Source organism: Chryseosolibacter indicum (assembly GCF_018598585.1).
Classification (GTDB): Bacteria; Bacteroidota; Bacteroidia; order Cytophagales; family Cyclobacteriaceae; genus Chryseosolibacter; species Chryseosolibacter indicus.
The window spans coordinates 161,666-181,980 of record NZ_JAHESD010000005.1 but is presented as its reverse complement, the minus strand read 5'-3'; the positions used below and the strand labels follow the sequence as shown (position 1 = coordinate 181,980).

Below are 20,315 nucleotides of genomic sequence, written 5' to 3'. Positions count from 1 at the left end.
GAATTACAAAAGAAGCTCGATGACCAGAATAAGCTGATCAATGAGATGAAGAGAAAATCGGAGCAGGGTAGCATGCAAATGCAGGGCGAAGTTCAGGAACTTGCAATCGAAGATTTTTTAGAGACTGCATTTCCCCGCGATGTCATAGAGGAAATTTCAAAAGGAAAACGGGGTGGGGATTGTGTTCATATTGTAAAGGACCAGTTTGATAGAATCAGCGGTCGCATTCTGTATGAAAGTAAACGAACAAAACATTTCAGCTATGAATGGATTTCCAAAATGAAGTCGGACCTTATTCTAAAACAAGCTGATCTTGGGGTAATCGTAACGGAGGCGTTACCTGAGGGTATGACCAGGTTTGGCGAAAAAGATGGAATATGGATTTGCACGTTTAGTGAATTCAAAGCATTAGCATTTTTGTTTCGCTATAATCTTGCGCGTATTGGTGAAATTCTCGCATCACAGGAGAATAAGGGCGATAAAATGCAGATGATATATAGCTACGTAACAGGAAATGAATTTAAGCAGAAACTGGAGGCAGCCTTTGAATCATATAATGAGATGCAGGAAGATTTAATAAAAGAGAAAGCCCTACTGATGTCACAGTGGGCAAAGCGCGAAAAGAGATTACTTAAAGCGATGGAAAACCTTGTATCACTGTATGGAGATGTAAGAGGCATTGCAGGAGGTGCAGTCCAGGAAATTAAATCGCTGGAAGTCCCGGAATTAAAATTATTGTAACCAGTAACTATTGCCATAGTGTTTGGTTAAAAGCAGCTTTAATAAGCTGCTTTTTTTATTAGATTGGGCGAATATACGTAAGTAGTTATACTGTAATTTTTCCGCTTATTCTTCGATATTTTTGTTTTTGTCTTTTATTCTATGCCTAGTCCTGTAAGCCCGCAACTTTCCTTATTTCTCAACTCTCTCCCGTTCGCTGGATGGTGTTTTGATAAAAGAACAAAGAGAATCCTTTTTGCGAACGACGCAGCTTTGTCTATCACCAGGTTTTCTCTCGAAGAATATGCTAACCTACGCATTGATGATTTTATTACTTTGAAGAACGCTTCATTTGACACGGAGACAAAGGCTACTATTACAACGAATAAGAACAAAAAAATAAAGGTCCGGTGCTGGTTTAAAACCCTTAGTCTTGAAAGAAGCACTTATGCTATTCTTTATGCGGATAAAATTCATACTATAAAGCGGAAGCGAATTATTGAAACAAAAGAATCTCTTCAAAAGGTAAACGAAAGGCTTAGTGATACCTTAAATTTTGCAAAAATGGGTGGCATTGAAATGGATCTAACCACATTTCAATTGACCATAAGCCCGGAATTTCTTAGGATTGTTGAAGCGGACGACCACCCATCTTCAGCTAGTCTTCGTGATTTCGTACAGGCTTTCGTAGTTGAGGAAGAACGTCATCTGATTTACGACAACATCAAGGAAGGCTTAGCCGTTGGGGAAATCTCGAAGAAAGAAGTGCCCATAGCGTTCAGTATAGTAACATCAAAAGGCAGACGGAAGTCTATTGAAGGAAAAGCTTTTTTTCGCCGGGATAGTGCACTGGGGATTTTTCATGATGTTACCGAAGAAAGAACGATAGAAAGGGAATACATCAGAAAGTCACGACAATTAGAAGGCATTCTTAATAGTATTACGGACGGCTTTTTTGCCCTTGATGCGAACTGGTGTTTTATCCTGGCCAATGTGATCTTTGAAAAGATGTCAGGTGTTGAAACGGGTGGACTTCTAGGTAAAAATTTATGGGAAGTATTTCCTTTCCTGCGTGACTCTCCTTTAAGTAAAATTTACAAAGAAGCCTTTTCTACAGGAGAATCAAAAGTTGTTGAATACGTAAGTATTCATCGTCCGGGTGTTATATACGAAATTAATGTATACCCAAATACCGACGGCTTGCTGGTTTACTTCCGCGATGTAAGCAGGAAAAAAAAGCAGGAGGAAGAAGTAGAGCGTCTTGCAATTATTGCAAATCATACCCGAAATTCAGTAATTATATTTGATAAAGATGGATGTATTACGTGGGTCAATAGGGGATTTGAACAATTAACGGGGTATGTTCAAGAAGAAGTGTTAGGGAAAAGAACTTCTGACTTTTTATATGGTAATGAAACTAACCCACAGGCTATTGATCGTATCAAGAGATCGCTTTCATTTCAAGAGGGTTATAAAATTGAAATCTTAAAATATTCAAAACAGGGGAAGCCTATTTGGTTTGATGTAGAAGCAATACCTCTGCGTAACAAGAGCGGGGAGATTACAGGATACATTTCCATAGAAATGGATATTACGCAATTAAAAAGTGCTGTAGCTGAAATGATTAAAAGTCAGGAAGAATTGCAGACAATTGTTAATAATATTCCTATGGATGTTTTTATCAAGGACTTAAAAGGGCGTTATCTATTCTATAATAAAACTTTTGAGAGGCATTTTAAAGACGGATTAAAACCAAGCCCAGGGTTTACAGACGTCGATGTCTTTTCACGAGGGTATGCTCATATTTCATTGCAAGGGGATGAAGATGTTATTAGATCAAAAAAGCCATTAAGAATAGAGCACGACGAGGAGATTGCTGAGAATACCGATACTTACTATACGGTTAAATTTCCCATGTGTGATATAGAGGAAAAAGTTTATGCAGTTGGAGGCGTTTCTTTACAAATAACGGATCGCAAAAAAATGGAAATTGAGTTGCGGGAGTCCGAAGCAAGATACCGGTCTATTGTTGACAACCAGTTGGAGATGATTTGTCGATATAGGGAAGATGGTACTTTAACTTTTGCCAATAAATCATTTAAACAGATTTTCGGGATAGTCGATAAGTTTTCGGATAAATTCTTTTGGGAATTTATTCCTGCCGAACAGATCCCCGCTATTAAAACATATATACAGGATCTATTCAATGGTAAAAATATCGATTTGCCAATTGAAAATAGGGTTCGAATAAAAGGAGAGATCAGGTGGCATCGATGGTTTTCTTTACCGCTAAAAAACGAAGAAGGTAACGTATATGAAGTTCAGTCTATCGGCCAGGATATTACAAAACATAAGAAGCTGGAATTTGAGCAGGCGCGGTTGGATAAGATTGTAAGGGAAAGTCATAATGAAATTTTCATCTTTAATGCTGAATCGCTCGCGCTTGAATACGGCAATTCTTCCGTATTAAGAAATCTTGGATTTTCACTTGAAGAATTTAAACAGCTGAAGCTATATGATCTCTTTACGTTTCCTGATGAAATGGCTGTGCGCGTTTTATTGAAAGGTCTTGATAACCCTGAAACAGACAGACTACAGCTGCAATTAAAATTAAAGAGAAAAGATGGAAGCAGCTACAATGTAGAAGTACTCATTCAAATATTAGAGAAAGGCCATTCGTTTGTTTTTATCGCATCAGATATTACCGCTAAACTAATAACAGAAAAGAAGCTGCTGGATACAATTGCAGAGAAGGAAGTTCTGATAAAGGAGATACATCACCGCGTGAAGAACAATCTTCAGCTGATTTCGTCATTATTGTACTTAAAGATGATTACGCTCGAGCACACCGAGGTGAGAGGGTTCCTTGAAAATATCAGGCAAAAAATAAGGTCTATTTCACTCATTCACGAAAGGCTGCTTCAGTCTGAAACACTAGATAAAGTAGAAATATCAGATTATTTGGGCAAATTGATCAAAGATATACAAGTAACTTACTTCCGTCAGGATCAGGACGTAGAAGTTCAGGCGGAGATAGAAGAGAACACAATGAGTCTTGATACTGCAATTATTTGTGGTTTAATAGTTAATGAAATTGTAACCAACGCAATGAAGCATGCATTCGCGGGACGTTCTCAGGGTTTAATTCATGTTGCATTACATAAAACTGAATTGCCCAAACATTATACGTTAACCATAGCTGATAATGGAGTAACATTGCCTGCTCATATTTCTCCTGAAACAGATAGTTCGTTTGGTATGCAGCTTATAGACGTCTTTGTGAAACAGTTAAACGGCAGCCTTAATATTATTCGCGGTAATGGTACCAGGTTTCAAATTACATTTTGATGAATAAGGCCGGTATACTCATTGTTGAAGATTCGTTCATTGTTGCTTTCCACCTGAAAAAGACGCTGGAGAATGAAGGCTATAAGGTTATTGGAACAGAGGCTTCAGGTGAAAGAGCTTTACAACTTATCGAGCAGAGTAAACCAGATTTGGTGTTAATGGATATCATGCTAAACGGACCGTTAGATGGTATCGAAACAGCAAGAGTAATCAAGTCAAAGTACAATCTTCCAATTATATACATAACAGCCCTTTCAGATAAAGAAACAGTTCAGCGGGCAAAGATCACAGAACCTTTTGGTTATTTAACAAAGCCTTTTGAGGATCGTGAAATCTTCACGGTCATAGAGATGGCTTTATATAAGCACGAAATAGAATTACGCCTGAAACAAAGTGAAGAGAAATTTTTCTCTACAGTTCGTTCTATCAGTGATGCTGTAATAGTAATGGATGACCAATATAATGTTGTGTATGTAAATCCAAGCGCAGAAGCAATTACGGAGCGGTCATTAAAAGATTTGCAAAGCCAAAATATTTTGCATGTTCTCCAGTTTGGCGATTCTCTAACAAATGAATATCCTGTTAATCCATTTCAGTGTGTTCTGGGAAATAAGAATCGAAATAGTCTCCCTGAACATTTGATATTATATTCCAGGAATAGGGTAAAGAAGCCTGTCGGTGAGGGAAGTGTAAGTCCGGTACTAAATAGTAAAGGTAAGTCACTTGGTGTAGTACTTATTTTTAAAGACATCACCGAAAAGCTGGAGCACCAGAAGCTGTTGAAGGAGTTTGAGATAAAGAAACTTTCGGCCCTTCTTCAAGGGCAAGAGCAGGAGCGAAGCAGGATTGCAAGAGACCTTCATGATGGATTAGGGCAGATGCTCAACGCAATTAAAATGAACGTTACCTTGTTAGGCCGTGAAGATGCAAAAATTGACAACCTCTACAAATTGATTGATGAGGCAATTCAGGAATCGATTCGCATATCAGATAACCTGATACCTGCTAAATTAAAAGACTTCGATTTAGCCACGTGCATTGAATCGTTATGCAGGCAAATGGAAATTAGTGCCGGCTTTACAGTTACCTTTGAGTGTCTTGGTGTTGTTGAAGAGTTGCCGCAGGAATTTAAAATTAACTATTATCGAATTGCGCAGGAAGCAATCAATAATGCAGTAAAGCACGCAGACGCACGTACAATAAACGTGCAGTTAAGTGAAGATGATGGTATAGTACAAATGATGATCGAAGATGATGGAAAGGGCATTGAATTAAGTTCAGATTATGATCAATCCGTTCATCATGGATTAATAAATATGAGAGAGCGTGCTGAAACTATGGGAGGTAAACTTACTATAGAGTCGGATGGGAAACGCGGTACGCTTGTTATTGTAGAAACCCCAATAAACAAAAAAACTTCATCTAATGTCGAAGTATAAAATCTTAATTGCTGATGATCACGCAATGGTGCGCGATGGTGTTAAAAATCTTGTTAGTAAAAATGCTGAATTACAAGTTGTAGGAGAGGCGGAAAATGGAAAGCAGGCGATTGAGCTGTTCGATACCCTGCAACCTGACTTGATGATTCTGGATATCTCTATGCCGGATATGAATGGAATGGAGGTTTCTAAAGAAATACTTGCCAAAAATCCGGGGGCAAACATTGTAGTGCTTTCCATGTACGAGGACGGAGATTACATAAGCCGTTGTATCGAGTACGGTGTAAAGGGCTATGTTATAAAAAATGAGAGTGGGAGTGAACTTGACTATGCCATTAACTCTGTTTTACAGGGCAAAAATTATTTTAGTCGCCACGTGCAGGACGTTATATTCAGGAAATATACAGAAAGTGTTTCAAAGAAAAAGCCAAAGGATGATCTGGTGAAACTTACGCAGCGTGAGATAGAGATTGTTAAATTAATTGCTGATGGGCTTACCAGCCAGCAAATGGCCGATAAGTTGTTTATTAGTCCGCGCACCGTAGAAACACACAGAGCAAACCTGATGAAAAAGCTTTCTGTTAAGAACGCAGTGGAGCTGATTAAAAAAGCACAACAACTTGAATTAATATAGATTAGTACAAACACGTAGGCAATTTCTGTAGTATTACGATGGCCAAACAGGCAATAAGTGGTATTTCTTCTGTGTGATGAATTACTGATTTTTATCTCATAATTTGTATTGAATAACTGTGTCAGATCATCGTGTAGATACCTTGCCTTCTTTCATCTATGATGAATTAATTAACCCTGTTGCAGATAATGACAAGGTTGGAGTAGCAATTACTGATTGTGCGGGCGAAGTGCTGTATAGCACTTCGTTGTTCGATAACCTGCTTGTTCAATTTCAAATAAATTCTTTACAAGAACACCTACGCTCACCTCATATCGTATTTAAATCACAGGCCGGTATTTTAACTCTACAGCAAGACTACTTGCAGGAGGTAGAAAATGAATTTGTCCTTTGGATTGCTTTTAAGGAAGTTGATGAAGACACCAGAAAATATATTGCTGCAATAAAGCACATATATTATACTTTTAATAATGCTGGTTTTGAAGTAGTGTTTAGAACTTCGGTCACTGACCAATTGGTTTTTTATAACCGGCTTCTAGTTAAAACTTTTGGTTTTGCTTCTTCTAAACAACCTGAAGGCTATAAAATTACAGAGCTATGTGATGCTGATGTTATTAATCGTATCAAACAAAAAGTAGCAGTATCTGGTCACGTTCAAAATGAAGTAGTAACCTTTCGTACATTAGGCGGAGAGAAATGGATTGGTCTTGTTAACTGTCATTACTTTGATGGAGGTGAGAATAATCCTGTTCTTGCATGGACAGTTTTAGATATTTCGGAGCGCATCCTCTATCAAGAAAGCCTACGAATGAACAATATCCAACTGGAAAAGGTAAATAGTCAAATGGAAAAATTTCTCTATAGCACCTCGCATGATCTCCGTTCACCTTTAACGTCAATTTTTGGTCTTGTCAACCTGGCGCGCCTCGAAAGTAAAGAGCCTGTAATACAGGATTACTTCTCGCGTATAGAGTCAAGTGCAATGCGACTTGACAATCTCATCCGCGATATAATTTCCTTTTCTAAAACTACTTATCAAACCGTAAAATATGATAAGGTGGATGTGCGCAGTTTAATCGAGAAATATCTAAATAGTTACAAGGATAATGCTTCATTTGGTACAATAGAATTTGAAATTATTACACAATGTAATGAGGCAGTCTTTTCTGATCCGGAACGATTGGGGGTTATACTGGATAACCTGATAAGAAACGCTATTCATTTTTTCGACCCCAACAAAGCAACATCCTTTGTAAGAATTTCAGCGGCGAGCAGTAAAGAAAATGTTACCATTGAAATAATGGACAATGGCGTGGGAATACCTTCGCAACACCTGGAAAAAGTATTTGATATGTTTTATAAAGCCTCCATCCATTCTAAAGGTGCTGGATTAGGTCTTTATATTGTAAAGGAGACGGTGAATACATTAAACGGAAATGTTTCAGTAGAGTCTGAGTTGGGGTTCGGGACTATTTTTCGCTTGGTTATTCCTAATAAAGCATAGTACATTCAATTTTAATTGTCTATTGAATGTATTAATCTCATTTATTGCGGTATATCTCTCAACAGGGTCGAGATACCTTGATCGATATCAAAAAGATCAGCGCTACTTACGTAGGTGCTTGTATTGTAAATACAAATTTTTGCTTATTGAAATATCTGCAAGGGAAATATAGCTTTACTTGTAAGGTACCCACTATGCTTAATCCTATCTTCGCCGTTGAAATCACTTATGGAAATGCGCCCATAACCATTCTTGAAAAGTTTGCTTTGAGCAATGAAACAGTTTCCAAACTACTTACCCAGCTGCAGCAAAAATATGAGGAGGTTTTTATTCTTTCTTCTGATACCCGGTTTATAGTTTATGTAGTAGGCGACACGATCACACATTTACAGCAATGCTTTGTCAGCAGACCCATACCAAAAGAACATATTCAAATATTTTACAATACCTCTGATTCTATTACACACCTGTTTGCCACGGCATGCGGATTATTATCGGCACGAAATGATAGGACTAAGTTATTGTTAGATTTAAAACGCGCTCATAAATCGGCTGCCGAAAAATGTACCATAAAAGGAATACTACACAACGCAATAATAAGAGCTATAGAAATAGGGAGCCGAAATCTGGTTGATAGTTATTTAACATTGAGCGAATCATGGAACCTGGTAATGCGTGAAGCAAAGAGATTTGTTCATACACTGCGTAGAATAGCATTATCTCCGGTTCTCTCAGCCTTTCTCAAAACGTATTCTCACAATAATTCCAACCATGGCGTGTTGCCAGGATTTAATGGTTTGTTGGATGAAGAGCGTCTGCAAATAAAGCAATATGCAAATGATCTTATTAAAGGGACGCCTTTTAAGTTGCCTAATCACAGCCCAAGTTTCGAAAATAATACAATTGCCCCTGATCCTATGTCAGAAGTGAAAGTCGTTAAAAACGTCGCTTTCTGGCAATTTAATCTTTCCCGTAACTAATATTCTTTAGATAATTTAGTTATCTAAGAAATTGAACGACTGTTTCAATCGATTGAAGGAGCCATTTAAGTAAAATTTTTAAAAGTTTGACTGCTTCCTTAAATTTTAACTTGAAAATCCACTAAAACACTATACATTAGAGTTCGCTTTAGGTAAAAACGAATTGTTATAATGCTGAGTTTTAGGTCTGAATTAGAGGATTTGTCAAATCCAATTGTCTCCAGGGATATCATTGACCTGGAAAAAAGAATACGTCTGTTTCGCGAGGGGAAAATAGATGCGGACAAGTTCAGGAGCTTACGTCTTGTTCGTGGTATTTACGGGCAGCGACAGCCAGGTGTTCAGATGATAAGGATTAAGCTTCCTTATGGTCGCGTTACCACAAAACAGTTGCGAAAAATTGCAGACATATCTGATGAGTACGCAAGTAGTAATCTGCATGCCACAACCAGGCAAGACATTCAAATACACTTTGTTAGCCTTGACAGAACGCCTGAACTTTGGACTAAGCTTGAGCAGGATGATATTACAATACGAGAGGCGTGTGGCAATACGGTTAGGAATATTACCGCATCTGCTACTGCAGGTGTTGATCCTAAAGAGTTATTTGATGTAGCACCTTATGCAGATGCTGCCTTTCGTTACTTTCTTCGGAATCCTATTTGCCAAGAAATGGGACGGAAGTTTAAGATTGCATTTTCATCCAGCGAAGAAGATACTGCCTATACATTTATACACGATCTAGGTTTTATTCCTAAAGTCAGAGATGGGAAGAGAGGTTTTAAGGTTTTGATAGGAGGGGGTCTTGGTGCAAATCCTTATCTGGCAGCTACAGCTTATGAGTTTTTGGAAGAAGACCTTATGATTCCTTTCACGGAAGCAGTGATCCGGGTTTTCGACAGATACGGTGAACGTAACAGGAGGATGAAGGCACGCCTTAAATTCCTGTTAGATGACATAGGCATAGAAAAGCTGATGGCACTTGTTGAGGAGGAGCGATTAGCCCTTAAGAATAAAACTTTTAAAGTTGATGTAAGTACATGGTCCGAATCCCAACCTGGGCCTGTAGTTTCAGCACCTTCTCCTGCAATTGAGGATGAAAAAAAATATAAACGGTGGTTGGATACGAACGTATTTGAGCAAAAGCAAAAGGGATTTTACGGTGTATACGTTAAAGTTCTTCTAGGAAATCTTCCCTCGGATCTTGCTCGTCAATTTGCTGATGTGATTGATAAGTATGCATCTGATGAAATGAGAGTTACAGTAAACCAAGGGTATCTATTGCGATTTGTTCGTTCTGAAGCTCTAACTCATCTCTTCATCGAGTTGGATAGGATTGGTCTTGCGGAACCTGGATTTGACAGTGTTGCTGATGTTACGGCATGCCCTGGAACGGATTCATGCGCGCTTGGAATTTCAGATAGCACAAATATTTCTGCTGAATTTGAACGAGTAATTAAAACGGAATTTCCTGACCTCATTTATAATAACGATATAAAAATTAAAATCAGTGGTTGCCCTAATTCATGCGGGCAGCATGGACTAGCTGGCATAGGCTTTCACGGTAGTTCAATTAAAGACAAACAAGGTAAAATACTTCCAGCATTGGTTGTTCTACTTGGAGGTGGAAAATTGAATGATGGAAATGGAATCATTGCTGATAAAATAGGTATTAAAATTCCCAGCAGAAGAGGACCAGATGCATTGCGTATTCTTTTAACAGATTACGAAACAAATGCGAAAGATGGAGAATATTACCACGACTATTACAAACGCCAGGGAAAAAACCATTTCTATGCTTTGCTAAAACCGCTGGGTGATACAAGTACCACAACTCCTTTGGATTATATCGACTGGGGGCAGGAGAATAACTTTGAACTTCATACCTCAGTAGGTGAATGTGCCGGTGTGATGATTGATCTTGTTGCTACTTTATTATTTGAAACAGAAGAAAAATTAGCATGGTCTAAAGAAGCGATAGTTAATAACCTATACGCTGATAGTATATATCACAGTTACAGCGCACTTGTTAATACTGCAAAAGCTTTGTTATTAACAAAGGATATAAAGCCAAGCACCCACATTCAAACCTTGAATGATTTCCAAACTCATTTTGTAGATACTGGACTCTTCTCGTTTGAGAGCAATTTTAAGGACTTTGTATTGCGCATTAATAAGAACGAACCTTCTGAATCTTTTGCTATTGCTTATCTCTCCGATGCTTCAAGATTTATGGAAGACGTGTTTGCGTTCAGGGGATTAGAGAAGGAAACGATAGTATTAAAATGAGATCAGTTTTGGCATTTGAAAAACAACCGAGGTTGACGCTTGTAGGTGCAGGGCCCGGAGATCCTGAGCTGATTACATTAAAAGCAATTAATGCATTAAAGGTGGCAGATATTGTTTTGTATGATGCTCTGATATCAGAAGAAATTCTTTCATATATACCTTCTTCTACGCCTGGTATTTGCGTAGGGAAAAGAGCAGGAGAACATTCTTATAAACAGGATGAAATCAACGAACTTATAGTAGAGTTTGCTTACTTGTATGGCCACGTAGTAAGGCTAAAGGGAGGGGATCCGTTTGTGTTTGGTCGTGCAACTGAAGAAATACAGTTTGCGCATCAACATGGAATAGAAACACAAGTAGTACCAGGTGTGTCGAGTGCTATAGCTGTGCCTGCGTCTGCTGATATCCCTGTTACATCACGTGGCATAAGTGAAAGCTTTTGGGTTGTTACTGGTACTACCAAAAGTGGAGAGATGTCAAAAGACATATCACTCGCCGCGCAGTCAACAGCCACGGTTATTATTCTTATGGGACTACATAAGATTGAAGAAATCATGCAGGTCTTTGTATCCTACGGAAAAAGCGATACGCCCGTAGCAGTTATCAGAAACGGGACGTTACCAGACCAGCAATTTGTTTCTGGTATGGCATCAACAATTGCAGAAATTGTAAGGGAAGAAGGAATTGCTTCCCCTGCAATTATTGTGGTGGGGGAGGTGGTACGCCTAGGAAAGGAACTGCAGAAAATTGTAGCAAACCATATAGTTTCAAAGTAGTTTTGATACAGATTCTTGATGGTAGAGCGCAACAATTTATTTCCAGTTTTTCTTAAACTTGAAGAGCTTCATACACTTATTGTTGGAGGTGGAAATGTAGGACTAGAGAAACTAACCGCGTTATTGAAAAGTAGTCCAGGCGCAATTGTTACTGTTATTGCCAAAACAATAAACGATCAGGTTAAGCAAATAGCAGCTCAAAACAAGAATATAAAATTAATCGAAAAACATTATGAGAACAGTGACATTGAAGACAAGGACCTTGTAATTCTGGCCACTGATGATCGTATCCTTCATGAAACAATTCGCAATGAGGCAAGGAAGAGAAGAGTGTTGATTAACGTTGCCGATACACCGTCATTGTGCGACTTTTACCTCGGTTCGGTAGTTACCAAAGGAGATATCAAGATTGGGATTTCAACCAATGGAAAATCTCCTACAATGGCTAAACGTATAAGAGAATATCTTGAAGAAGCGCTTCCCGAAGAGACAGAACAGCTACTAAATAATCTGCACGCGATACGTGAAAAGATAAAGGGTGACTTTGCTGACAAGGTAAAGGTATTGAATGACATTACCTCTTCATGGCTCGAAAACAAAAGATCATAACGCGCGTTTTAGTATTCTTAAGCTAACAGAGAAGTTCGAATGAAGTAAAGAAGAGAAACGACCATCTCTTCTTTACGTAGAACAAAATTTAACCTTTTAACTTTTTAAGTTCTCCTTCATACAGTCTTAAGTTTGGCTTCTGGTCTTCAGGAAGATTTTTTATAGCAAGCTCCCAATTCTTGATAGCATTTCTCTTGTCTCCCACTGCGGTGTATCCTCGAGCCAAACCCACAAACGTGGTGAATTTATCTTCCGGATGTCGCTGGCGGTTTAACTTAAAAACTTCCATAGCTTTTTCGTTCTTTCCCTGGGTAAGAAGCATGCGACCATATTGATGAACGGCTTGTACTGAAGCTGTGGGGTGGTTAACTGCTTGCTTCATTGTAGCTTCTGCCTCTGCCGTTCTGTTCATTGCGTCAAGCACCATTGCTTTGGTTTGAAGGGTATTGAATTCTTCCTGTCCGATAAAGGGCTCACTTATTGCTTTGTTTGCCCAAAGGAGTGCTTCTTCAAGATTGATGTTATTTTGCACGCAGAATTGTGCTGCCGTCATTAAGTTTCTGTAATCGAAGCCTAAGTTGCCACGTAATTCATTACGCATAGTACTCACGTAAATCTCGTTTATGTGAGGCACTTCAATCGTCATAGGCACACGCTTGTTCTCCCATTGAAGGAATGCAGTAGCCTTGGTTAAGGCTCGTGTATCAAAGCCATACGTTAAAAATTCAGTATAAGGTGCTTCTTCAGTGTTTGTCTCTACCCGTAAAGCATCCTCTTTAGGGTCATAATAATAGCTTCCCCAACTATTGAAGTTGTTTGAAAAGATCCACGTCCAAGGATTGTCTTTTTCAACATCTAGAAATAATCCATACGTGCCTGCCTTAAGATCTTTACCATTTATTTTAACATCATGAGAAAAAGTTATGGTTGTGTTTTCATTGGCACCAGCTCTCCAGGGTGCAGCTTTAGAAGGTCCAAAACCCTGATCGATAAAACCATAATGGACGAGTTCTCCCCAAATGTGTCCTTTACGATCATCTCCATTAGGAGCATGTACATCCGGACTGCTATAATTAATAGTTACACTTACGGGGCCAATCCATTGTGTTACACTTGCCTTTTGATTTCCTCCGCTAGGTGGTTGAGTAAGGCCTTGCGCTATTGAACTAAAACCAACAAGCATCGTTAAATAAACGGATAGAATTATTTTCATATTGGATAAGGTTTGTTATAGAGGAATTTAACGCAATACAGCGTGGATAGATCTAACCCACCATGTGGTATTTTGTTCTGTCGTAGATTTTACATGACAGGCGCACAAGTCTAGAAGACAATAAAAGAAACTAAAAGAACATCTTATTCCAATCTTTGATGTGCCCAGGAGAATTAAAACTTCAAGCTATGTTTAGGGACATTGATCCGTAATGAATGAGGAACAATTTCAATTTGAAAATGATCATCAACTCCGCAGGGTTCACCATCAATGTGAAAGGCCATAGGTGTATTCAATTTAATATTCACTTTTTTTGCTGTATGAATTTCGCAGAACGATGATTGTTCGATTGTTCCGTTAAAGAAGTTATAAACAAAATCAAGTCTGTAGGCAGGTACTTTTTGAAGGTAGCAAACGTGGAGTATTTCATCACACACAGAGGCAGCTGGCGCAATACGGGCGTTGTTACCATATTGTGAAGAATTTGCAAAAGCAATGATAAAAGCCTTTCTTTTTATGGAGGCATTTTCTGTTGTTATTTCTGCTTCAAATTCCTTGAAACGAATAAATTCGCTTATCGTTAATTTTGCGTACCCCTGGAGCCCTCTTTTTTTATCCTTGCCGAAGAGATTTGCAATATGGCCATCAAAGCCTATCCCTGATACATTTAATGAGAGTTTTCCATTCACCTTAAAGGTATCCATAGCGATGGTTTGACTATTAAATAGGTAATTAATAGCCAAAGGTATTTTTGTAGAAATGCCAAGGTGCCGGGCTAATCCATTTCCTGACCCTTTGGGGATTATTCCCATAGGTATGGAGGAATGTAGAAGACCTTTTGCTACCTCGTTTACTGTGCCGTCACCACCAACTGCAACCACCATGTCATACATTTTGTGATCGACAACCTGTTGCGCTAATTCTGTTGCATGTCCAGGGCCTTGCGTAAATTCAATAGTACATTCTATATCTTGTTTTTCACAAGCTTCAATAATTCTACCTTCTACTTCAGGGCGATACTCTGTTCCTGAATACTTATTAACAATGAATAATACCTTCTTACTTTCGTTCACGGCTCAACATTACGATTTTTTATCCACGTCAACAGATCGTTTTTATTCATAGCTGACTGCACTTATGAATAACTTAAATCTGCGGGAACAGGCAGGAGAAATTTATGAACTGTGTTAAGCATTGTAGCAATGAAGGAGCAGCAGAAAATCCAATTAAAGTGTTTAATTACTACTTTACTTTAGCTTCAATGTACTTCACAGCCTGGCCAAAAGTTTGTAATTTCTCTGCATCATCATCAGGAATACGGATATCAAATGCCTGCTCAAACTCCATTACGATTTCAGCGTAATCAAGAGAGTCTATTCCAAGGTCTTTAACAAAATTTGCGTCGGGTGTAATTTCAGATTCTGCGATACCAAGTTTATCTATTAATATCTCAGTTACCTTTTTAGGGATATCATGCATAGCAATGGTCTATTGCGTGTAAATGTATTAAATCGGATGTATGCATCCAAATAACATGCTTTTGCCTTCGTTATTGGCTGTTTAATTGCATCAACTTCTTTTCCAGTTGGCAGGGTCAACTCTCCACGCCTTTAAGGAAATTAGTTGATCTTCGTTTATATATTTTTGATCTAAAGCAAACTGTATAAGGTGCGCATAATCACTTAAGCTTATTAAAGGCACTTCAGCCTCTTTAAAGTTTTCAGTTGCAACGGCAAAACCGTAATTAAAAATAGATACCATACCTAATACAACAAAGCCGGCTTCACGTAATGCAGCAACTGCCTTAAGCGAACTACCTCCTGTTGAAACAAGGTCTTCTATTACGACAACCTTTTGACCTTTAGTAACTTTGCCTTCAATGAGATTTTCCATGCCATGATCCTTTGGCTTAGGTCTCACATAAAGAAAACCAAGGTCTAAAGCTTCTGCTACTAAAGCTCCCTGTGCAATTCCTGCTGTAGCAACACCAGCTATAGATTCAGCTCCTGGAAAATTTTGCCGAATCGCTGAAGCAAGCCCTTCCTTTATAGATGTTCTTACTGAAGGATAGGAGAGAGAAAGTCTGTTATCGCAGTAAATAGGGGACTTCCATCCCGAACTCCAGGTAAAAGGTCTTTCAGTGTTTAGCTTAATGGCTTCTATTTGCAATAACATTTTTGCAATCGGGCCAGCAGTTTCCGCCTGTACTTTAATGAGTGACATGGGCCAAAAATAGGACTAAATCAGGCTAACCGGCAACCTTTCAATTTATTTTGAGTAGATTTTATTTCTAAGCCACATCGCTCACATATGAATTGCAAACGTGTTTTATAAAAAGGAAGAATTTATTTTTCTATGAGATTTGCCGGGTTGAGAAATATTTATTCTTTTGCGATGATGGTAATTATGAACGTAAACGGATGATCATTTTTATAAACGACATTCCGGTAAGGATTTTTAAATCGAAAGAAGAGCCGGATCCAGGTCGCATTAATAATGTAATTGATGCAGCCAGCGAGGAAATAACGCAAGCGAAGTTCATAAACCATGTCTGGATCAAAAACGTCGACACCGCCGATTTTGATTTGATTTTCGGTTTCCTTGATTCAAAAGTTCCCACTAATCTCCTTTCACTGTATATCACTTTAGAAAGCGACGCCTCTGTTAAAAATTACCTGAGAACAAAATTTAAAATAGTTAAAGCTGCGGGCGGCCTTATCAGGAAGAAAGAGAAATTTCTAATGATCTACCGCATGAAAAAATGGGACTTACCCAAAGGCAAGAAGGAGAAAAACGAAAAATATAAGCAAACTGCTGTAAGAGAGGTTGAAGAAGAGTGCAATGTTTCTGTGAAACTTGGTCGAAAGATATGTACCACATGGCATACCTATACAATGAACAAACATGCCATGCTTAAAAAGACACGATGGTATGTAATGGATTGCACAGATGACAGCAGAATGAAACCACAACTTGCAGAAGACATAGAAGAGACAAGGTGGATGAGCCAGAAGGAAGTGTACCACGCCCTCGAGCACTCGTATAAATCAATCAGCTACGTTTTTGAGCAGTACTACAGTAAGGTAGAAGCCTAAAAAAGCGGCGATTGAAATTACTTGGTTGCATTAAGCTCGAAAGGTAAAAAGTCAGACACATCACCTCCATACTTGTGAACCTCTCTAATAATAGACGAACTTATCCAGGCGAATTGAGGGGAAGTTATAAGAAAGACTGACTCCAGGTCGTGATAAAGTTTTCGGTTAATTTGAGAAATACTGTTTTCGTACTCGTAATCTGTAGTATTTCTTATTCCCCTTAAAAGAAACTTTGCTTTATGTCTTCTTGCAAACTCAGCAGTGAGCTCTGCATAGGTATAAACCTGTATATTTGGATAATTTTTAAAAGTCAGCTGGATGTACTTCACCATTTCATCTATAGGAAAGTACCTGTTGCTTTTCTGACTGTTATAGCCGATAGCAATAATAATTTCGTCAAATAGTTGAAGTCCACGCTTTACGATATCTTCATGACCTTTTGTGAAGGGATCGAACGAACCTGGAAAAAGTGCAATCTTCTTTTCTGCCATTTTGTTAAATCTATCGGAGCTATTTCTTTTTACTTCCCAATAAATGCATGCTGTATAAATCAAAGAAATGATGGTCCTGTATTTCATCAAACATATAGCCATAGCTGATGAAGGAAGGTCGGTGACCAAATACTACGTTGTTTACATACTTGTAAAATTCATGGTAATGCGGAGAGGTTTTTCCTATATAACCCCAAAGCATTACCTGGCTGGTACGTTGATTAAAGTTTAACGACTTTATTACAAGCATGATAAATTTAATGTAATCCGAAAACTGTTTTATAACAAACTGATTGTAGTAAAGTAGTTTTCCTTTAGAGCAGGAAATAATATGGAGCTTGAAGCGATCTACATAAATGTATAGAAACTGCTCTTTCCTGTTGAGTGCAAATTGTGTTACCCCCTCAATAAGGGAAGCAGACTGATGCAGGTACACAGGAGGATTATTGGGATAAAGACTATCGAGCCAATTTTTGAGGTCCTTCTGTATGGAGAAAATTGTTACAGCCTTAGATCTAGGATTGGTGATATAAACGATATCTTCTTCATCAGGGTCAACGGCAGCATTATACTTTAGATAATCATAGCTAGCCTCCTCCAAAAATAAAACTTCAGGCACCTGAACAAACTTGTTGTGTTTAATACAGATTTTTATCTGGTGCCAGAAAGCAGCCTTAAGAAAAGCGTGTGAGTCAAATAAACTTTCCAGGATTCTAAGGAGGTCCTGATGGGAGTTAAGGGAAGGGAATACGTAATCTTCCAACAGTAACATCCGGTCATCTTCAGAATTAATGACACCCACCTGCAAATCACGTGTGCCCATATGAATCAGCAAATAGTAAAGATGAATCTGATCTTCATCAAAACGTTCATCTTTAATTTTCTTGATTAGCTTAAAATTAAGCGCGGCTGTGTGCAAATCGTGTCGTTTAATGTGTCTTTACATTCTCCTACAATAATAGAGATTTTATGATGTAATATAAATAGTAGTTAATGATGAAAATTTAATTAAATACGATAAAAACCCTTCAAATTCTCTAAATCCGCCACTGTTTCAACCAAATGAAAGATTCCATGTACTTCAACTTTCGGTAATCTCTTAATTTCATTAAATGACATAAAGCGTACCGCTTCTATTATTTGAATTTCCGGGTCACTTCCTTTTTTAACCTTTCCGTTTTGTGAGCTAACACTATAGAATACTTCAATGGAATGAATGGGATCTTGAATGTATTCACAACCAAAAAGAAAGCTCTCAACGCTTACGGTAAGTCCCGTCTCTTCACAAAACTCCTTCTCAATAGTTTCAATTATAGAGTCACCAAATTCGACACCACCTCCTGGGGGAGCCCAGAAGTTAGTATCTGTAATTCCCATGTGATTCACCATGAGAATGCTATCACCTTTTCGGCAAATGCCGCACGCACGAACGCGTACTTTGTTGCCGTATACTTTTGCTACCTCTGCATCCATATTAAAAACTCAGATTTACAGGTATAAAGTGGAATGCCAAAGTCATAAAAATTTAAGTGTTAAAGAAGTGTTAATGATATGTTTTACAGCGAAATCAAGTTTTTGGAATCAAGTTTGATCGTTAAATTTGAAAAAAAATAAAATATGAAGAAGTTTTTGTTTTTAATCGTTGTACTTGGTTTCGCTGTCCAGGTGTTTGGACAGGAGTCTAAGGCAACTCAGGGACCTGTCATTACCTGGGATAAGAAAACTCATGATTTTGGTGATATTAACCAAGGTGATAAAGTTGAGCACACTTATTACTTCACAAATACCGGTAATGAACCTTTAATTATTACAAATGTTCAGGTTAGTTGTGGTTGCACTACCCCAAAGGGGTGGCCTCGCGATCCAATTCCTCCAGGGGCAAAAGGAGAGCTAAGCATTTCTTTCAACAGTGCTGGTAAAATGGGTAAGCAAAATAAACCTATTACCATTGTTTCAAATGCAGTTAACGCAGAAGGTTCTCAGGTTACTTTTACTACTAACGTATTAGATAAAAAACCTCAATAAGGAGTTTGCAGTAATGCGCTAAAAAAAGCCGCTTTTTAAGTGGCTTTTTTATTTTTCCAATCTCGCACTTGTTAGTATTCCAAAGAAGTTAAATATCCAACCGGCGATAAAGAATAACCCACCTATAGGAGTAATGGCACCGAGAAATTTAATACCAGAAAAACATAGTATATATAGGCTGCCACAAAAGAAGACAATGCCGATAGAGAAACATGTGGCAGCATAATTAAAATGCTTCAATGCAAATTTTGTATTTAGCAAACCAGCTACAAGAAGTGCGAAAGCATGGTAGAATTGATAACGGACAGCAAGTTCATAAGTATCCGTTCTTCCGGAACTAGCCAACATGTCTTTCAGTGCATGTGCTCCAAAAGCCCCTAGTACTACTGCTAGTCCGGCAAACAAACTTCCGGTAAGTAAAGCTGATCTTCCTGTCATTTTTCTATTGCTTATTTAAGTAATTTCGTTCTCCAAATATAGCTGAACCCACCCGTACCATTGTGCTTCCTTCTTCGATCGCAATTTTAAAATCACCGCTCATGCCCATAGAGAGTTCCTTCATTTGAACATTAGCGGGTAACGGTGATTGCCGAAGTCGTTCAAAAAGAGTTCTTAATCCTTTAAACTCTTTTCTAATCTGATCCTTATTATCCGTAAACGTCGCCATCCCCATCAGTCCTACTATTGAAACATTGCCGAGTTCACTTATTGAGGAGGAGATAAGATTGGTTACCTCTTCTTCAGAAAGTCCAAATTTTGTTTCTTCTTCAGCAATGTGGATTTGAAACAAACATGGGATTACGCGGTCGTTCTTTTTTGCTTGCTTATTAATCTCTTCAAGAAGTTTTACACTATCAACCGCATGGATAAGAGAAACAAAGGGGGCAATGTATTTTACTTTGTTTGACTGTAAATGGCCGATAAGATGCCATTCAATATCCTTCGGGAGATTCTCGTACTTGTCCGTCAGTTCCTGAACTTTATTTTCTCCCATTATTTTATGGCCGGCCTCATATACCTCCCTGACCTTTTCTACCGGATGAGTTTTGGTTACAGCAATTAGTTTGATGTCGGCGGGCAAGAGCTGCTTAATGTGCTCTAAGTTTGTTCTGATGCTCATACTGCAATGTTATTATAGAATCACAATTGTTCATAATCTTACACCACCAACAATAATAGTTGCTCGTAGTAT

20 protein-coding genes are annotated in these 20,315 nt (G+C 38.3%); 11 read left to right on the top strand and 9 right to left on the bottom strand.

All coding sequences use genetic code 11. The annotated features are described in order from the left end of the window. The 9 genes from KK060_RS04240 to KK060_RS04200 form a co-directional block, all read left to right on the top strand. On the top strand, positions 1–741 hold a 741-nt coding region (locus KK060_RS04240), incomplete at its 5' end, for a DUF2130 domain-containing protein (protein ID WP_254152444.1). 141 nt (positions 742–882) lie between these two features. Next, entirely contained in the window at positions 883–4,068 is a 3,186-nt protein-coding gene (locus tag KK060_RS04235; RefSeq protein ID WP_254152442.1) for a PAS domain S-box protein, read from the top strand. Further along, on the top strand, positions 4,068–5,507 hold the full coding sequence (locus tag KK060_RS04230; RefSeq protein WP_254152440.1) for a response regulator: 1,440 nt from the start codon (positions 4,068–4,070) through the stop codon (positions 5,505–5,507). The genes KK060_RS04235 and KK060_RS04230 overlap by 1 nt, the downstream gene beginning before the upstream one ends. Further along, a complete protein-coding gene (locus tag KK060_RS04225) occupies positions 5,494–6,141 on the top strand; it encodes a response regulator (protein WP_254152438.1) in 648 nt (215 codons plus the stop codon). Before KK060_RS04230 ends, KK060_RS04225 begins: the two co-directional genes overlap by 14 nt. Before the next feature lie 118 nt (positions 6,142–6,259). After that, complete coding sequence (locus KK060_RS25145; RefSeq protein ID WP_254152436.1) at positions 6,260–7,645, top strand: sensor histidine kinase; 1,386 nt, start codon at positions 6,260–6,262, stop codon at positions 7,643–7,645. A 194-nt stretch (positions 7,646–7,839) separates the two neighbouring features. Beyond that, on the top strand, positions 7,840–8,625 hold the full coding sequence (locus tag KK060_RS04215; RefSeq protein ID WP_254152435.1) for a hypothetical protein: 786 nt from the start codon (positions 7,840–7,842) through the stop codon (positions 8,623–8,625). 171 nt (positions 8,626–8,796) lie between these two features. Continuing rightward, complete coding sequence (locus tag KK060_RS04210; protein ID WP_254152433.1) at positions 8,797–10,914, top strand: ferredoxin-like domain-containing protein; 2,118 nt, start codon at positions 8,797–8,799, stop codon at positions 10,912–10,914. Beyond that, on the top strand, positions 10,911–11,690 hold the full coding sequence (gene cobA, locus KK060_RS04205; protein WP_254152432.1) for a uroporphyrinogen-III C-methyltransferase: 780 nt from the start codon (positions 10,911–10,913) through the stop codon (positions 11,688–11,690). The genes KK060_RS04210 and cobA overlap by 4 nt, the downstream gene beginning before the upstream one ends. 18 nt (positions 11,691–11,708) lie before the next feature. Next, positions 11,709–12,299: a precorrin-2 dehydrogenase/sirohydrochlorin ferrochelatase family protein gene (locus KK060_RS04200; protein ID WP_254152430.1), complete on the top strand. Its 591-nt coding sequence runs from the start codon at positions 11,709–11,711 to the stop codon at positions 12,297–12,299. Between the two features lie 88 nt (positions 12,300–12,387). Here the strand turns inward: KK060_RS04200 and KK060_RS04195 are convergent, their stop codons facing one another. From KK060_RS04195 to pyrE, 4 genes are all read right to left on the bottom strand, one after another. Continuing rightward, positions 12,388–13,512: a DUF2911 domain-containing protein gene (locus KK060_RS04195; protein WP_254152428.1), complete on the bottom strand. Its 1,125-nt coding sequence runs from the start codon at positions 13,510–13,512 to the stop codon at positions 12,388–12,390. A 173-nt stretch (positions 13,513–13,685) separates the two neighbouring features. Continuing rightward, on the bottom strand, positions 13,686–14,585 hold the full coding sequence (locus KK060_RS04190; protein ID WP_254152426.1) for a diacylglycerol/lipid kinase family protein: 900 nt from the start codon (positions 14,583–14,585) through the stop codon (positions 13,686–13,688). Positions 14,586–14,754: 169 nt separating this feature from the next. After that, positions 14,755–14,991, bottom strand: a complete 237-nt coding sequence (locus tag KK060_RS04185) for an acyl carrier protein (RefSeq protein WP_254152425.1) — start codon at positions 14,989–14,991, stop codon at positions 14,755–14,757. A gap of 90 nt (positions 14,992–15,081) precedes the next feature. Further along, complete coding sequence (gene pyrE, locus KK060_RS04180) at positions 15,082–15,735, bottom strand: orotate phosphoribosyltransferase (protein WP_254152423.1); 654 nt, start codon at positions 15,733–15,735, stop codon at positions 15,082–15,084. A gap of 197 nt (positions 15,736–15,932) precedes the next feature. On the opposite strand from pyrE, the gene KK060_RS04175 reads away from it, so the two are divergent. Next, positions 15,933–16,607: an NUDIX hydrolase gene (locus KK060_RS04175; protein WP_254152421.1), complete on the top strand. Its 675-nt coding sequence runs from the start codon at positions 15,933–15,935 to the stop codon at positions 16,605–16,607. 17 nt (positions 16,608–16,624) lie between these two features. Here the strand turns inward: KK060_RS04175 and coaD are convergent, their stop codons facing one another. From coaD to KK060_RS04160, 3 genes are all read right to left on the bottom strand, one after another. Continuing rightward, positions 16,625–17,098 (bottom strand): pantetheine-phosphate adenylyltransferase, encoded by a 474-nt coding sequence (gene coaD, locus KK060_RS04170; RefSeq protein WP_254152419.1) that lies wholly within the window; start codon positions 17,096–17,098, stop codon positions 16,625–16,627. A 19-nt stretch (positions 17,099–17,117) separates the two neighbouring features. After that, the gene (locus KK060_RS04165; protein WP_254152418.1) at positions 17,118–18,017 is read right to left on the bottom strand and encodes a DUF3822 family protein; all 900 of its coding nucleotides are present in this window, start codon (positions 18,015–18,017) and stop codon (positions 17,118–17,120) included. A gap of 89 nt (positions 18,018–18,106) precedes the next feature. Further along, the gene (locus KK060_RS04160) at positions 18,107–18,571 is read right to left on the bottom strand and encodes an NUDIX domain-containing protein (RefSeq protein ID WP_254152416.1); all 465 of its coding nucleotides are present in this window, start codon (positions 18,569–18,571) and stop codon (positions 18,107–18,109) included. A 144-nt stretch (positions 18,572–18,715) separates the two neighbouring features. Here KK060_RS04160 and KK060_RS04155 point away from each other — a divergent pair, with 144 nt between their 5' ends. Further along, complete coding sequence (locus tag KK060_RS04155; RefSeq protein WP_254152414.1) at positions 18,716–19,123, top strand: DUF1573 domain-containing protein; 408 nt, start codon at positions 18,716–18,718, stop codon at positions 19,121–19,123. A gap of 48 nt (positions 19,124–19,171) precedes the next feature. Here the strand turns inward: KK060_RS04155 and KK060_RS04150 are convergent, their stop codons facing one another. Next, positions 19,172–19,561 carry a DUF423 domain-containing protein gene (locus KK060_RS04150; protein WP_254152412.1) on the bottom strand — a complete coding sequence of 130 codons (390 nt, stop codon included), beginning with the start codon at positions 19,559–19,561 and terminating at the stop codon, positions 19,172–19,174. Between the two features lie 4 nt (positions 19,562–19,565). Beyond that, entirely contained in the window at positions 19,566–20,243 is a 678-nt protein-coding gene (locus tag KK060_RS04145) for a YggS family pyridoxal phosphate-dependent enzyme (protein WP_254152410.1), read from the bottom strand. Positions 20,244–20,315: the final 72 nt, after the last annotated feature.

What these genes read in the sequence shown, in the direction of transcription:
- KK060_RS04200 (WP_254152430.1), top strand. Translation starts at nt 11,709, where the DNA reads ATGGTAGAGCGCAACAATTTATTTCCAGTTTTTCTTAAACTTGAAGAG.
- KK060_RS04150 (WP_254152412.1), bottom strand. Translation starts at nt 19,561, where the DNA reads ATGACAGGAAGATCAGCTTTACTTACCGGAAGTTTGTTTGCCGGACTA.
- KK060_RS04230 (WP_254152440.1), top strand. Translation starts at nt 4,068, where the DNA reads ATGAATAAGGCCGGTATACTCATTGTTGAAGATTCGTTCATTGTTGCT.
- KK060_RS04185 (WP_254152425.1), bottom strand. Translation starts at nt 14,991, where the DNA reads ATGCATGATATCCCTAAAAAGGTAACTGAGATATTAATAGATAAACTT.
- KK060_RS04210 (WP_254152433.1), top strand. Translation starts at nt 8,797, where the DNA reads ATGCTGAGTTTTAGGTCTGAATTAGAGGATTTGTCAAATCCAATTGTC.
- coaD (WP_254152419.1), bottom strand. Translation starts at nt 17,098, where the DNA reads ATGGCAGAAAAGAAGATTGCACTTTTTCCAGGTTCGTTCGATCCCTTC.
- pyrE (WP_254152423.1), bottom strand. Translation starts at nt 15,735, where the DNA reads ATGTCACTCATTAAAGTACAGGCGGAAACTGCTGGCCCGATTGCAAAA.
- KK060_RS04145 (WP_254152410.1), bottom strand. Translation starts at nt 20,243, where the DNA reads ATGAGCATCAGAACAAACTTAGAGCACATTAAGCAGCTCTTGCCCGCC.
- KK060_RS04235 (WP_254152442.1), top strand. Translation starts at nt 883, where the DNA reads ATGCCTAGTCCTGTAAGCCCGCAACTTTCCTTATTTCTCAACTCTCTC.
- KK060_RS04160 (WP_254152416.1), bottom strand. Translation starts at nt 18,571, where the DNA reads ATGGATGCAGAGGTAGCAAAAGTATACGGCAACAAAGTACGCGTTCGT.
- KK060_RS04195 (WP_254152428.1), bottom strand. Translation starts at nt 13,512, where the DNA reads ATGAAAATAATTCTATCCGTTTATTTAACGATGCTTGTTGGTTTTAGT.
- KK060_RS04155 (WP_254152414.1), top strand. Translation starts at nt 18,716, where the DNA reads ATGAAGAAGTTTTTGTTTTTAATCGTTGTACTTGGTTTCGCTGTCCAG.
- cobA (WP_254152432.1), top strand. Translation starts at nt 10,911, where the DNA reads ATGAGATCAGTTTTGGCATTTGAAAAACAACCGAGGTTGACGCTTGTA.
- KK060_RS04215 (WP_254152435.1), top strand. Translation starts at nt 7,840, where the DNA reads ATGCTTAATCCTATCTTCGCCGTTGAAATCACTTATGGAAATGCGCCC.
- KK060_RS04225 (WP_254152438.1), top strand. Translation starts at nt 5,494, where the DNA reads ATGTCGAAGTATAAAATCTTAATTGCTGATGATCACGCAATGGTGCGC.
- KK060_RS04175 (WP_254152421.1), top strand. Translation starts at nt 15,933, where the DNA reads ATGATCATTTTTATAAACGACATTCCGGTAAGGATTTTTAAATCGAAA.